Source organism: Kitasatospora sp. NPDC048540, assembly GCF_040651175.1.
Taxonomy (GTDB): domain Bacteria; phylum Actinomycetota; class Actinomycetes; order Streptomycetales; family Streptomycetaceae; genus Kitasatospora.
On record NZ_JBEZIR010000038.1, the window covers coordinates 69,181 to 70,686 of the forward strand.

The 1,506-nt window shown below is 68.6% G+C and carries 2 rRNA genes and 1 pseudogene; all 3 read right to left on the minus strand.

Annotated features, from left to right (window positions below):
• A pseudogene (locus AB0D08_RS17515) lies at positions 1-830 on the minus strand (hypothetical protein); the annotation flags it as partial.
• Positions 831-1,160: 330 nt separating this feature from the next.
• Positions 1,161-1,277 (minus strand): 5S ribosomal RNA (gene rrf, locus AB0D08_RS17520).
• Positions 1,278-1,413: 136 nt separating this feature from the next.
• Positions 1,414-1,506 (minus strand): 23S ribosomal RNA (locus AB0D08_RS17525); the annotation flags it as partial.

Sequence of the window (1,506 nt, forward strand, 5' to 3'; positions counted from 1 at the left end):
CCACGGTCACGGTCACCGTACGACGGACGGTCGCCACGGTCACGGAAGCCACCACCGGACGGACGGTCCCCGTACGACGGGCGGCCACCACGGTCCCCGCCACGGTCACGGTCACCGTACGACGGACGGTCGTCGCGACGCGGCCGGTCACCGTAGGACGGACGGTCATCCCGACGCGGCCGGTCATCACGGTTGAACCCGCTACCACCGGACGGACGGTCGCCGTACGACGGGCGGCCACCACGGTCCCCGCCACGGTCACGGTCACCGTACGACGGACGGTCGCCACGGTCACGGAAGCCACCACCGGACGGACGGTCCCCGTACGACGGGCGGCCACCACGGTCGCCACCACGGTCACGGTCACCGTACGACGGACGGTCGTCGCGACGCGGCCGGTCACCGTAGGACGGACGGTCATCCCGACGCGGCCGGTCATCACGGTTGAACCCGCTACCACCGGACGGACGGTCGCCACCGCTGCGGTAGCCACCACCGGACGGACGGTCGCCGTAGGACGGGCGACCGCCACGGTCGCCGCCACGGTCACGGTCACCGTACGAAGGACGGTCGTCGCGACGCGGACGGTCGTCACGCGGACGGTCGTCACGGTTGAAACCGCCACCACCGGACGGACGGTCGCCACGGTCGCGGAAACCGCCACCGGACGGACGGTCACCACCGCCACGGTAGCCACCACCGGACGGACGGTCGCCGTAGGACGGGCGGCCACCACGGTCGCCGCCACGGTCGCGGTCACCGTACGAAGGACGGTCATCCCGACGCGGACGGTCGTCACGACGGCCGGCCTCGCCACGGTCATCCCGGCGCGGGCCACGGTCGTTGGACCATCCACCACGCGACCGGGGCTCGTAACCGCGGCCCTCGTCCGATCGGCGCTCGGGACGGTCCTGGGGCGGGTTCGACATCCTGGTGACTCCTGTCTGCTGCTTCGACCTCTGCCGCCGCTGCCGATTCAGGGCACCAGCGCCATCGCATCCTGGTGCCGACCACCTGGCCGCACACCACCTCTATTGTCCGGCATCCGCTCCGACCCTGCGTCCGGGCGGGAGCCGGTCCTGCCGGCGTACTGCACGATCTGGAAAAACAAAAAGGCCGCGGCCCCAGCGAATCGCTGGGGCCGCGGCCTTTGAATGATTGTTCGGCGGCGTCCTACTCTCCCACAGGGTCCCCCCTGCAGTACCATCGGCGCTACGAGGCTTAGCTTCCGGGTTCGGAATGTAACCGGGCGTTTCCCTCGTGCTATGACCACCGAAACCCTATCGGGTATTCAGCGAAACACACTCTTCAATTGATTAGTGTTTCTTGCCCGTCGACCGGAGTCGATGATGGGCGGATTCGCCGGCGATAGCTGTTCGCTACCCGGGAACCACACAGTGAACGCGAGCGTCTGAGGACAAGCCCTCGGCCTATTAGTACCGGTCAACTCCACCCCTCACGAGGCTTCCATATCCGGCCTATCAACCCAGTCGTCTACTGGGAGCC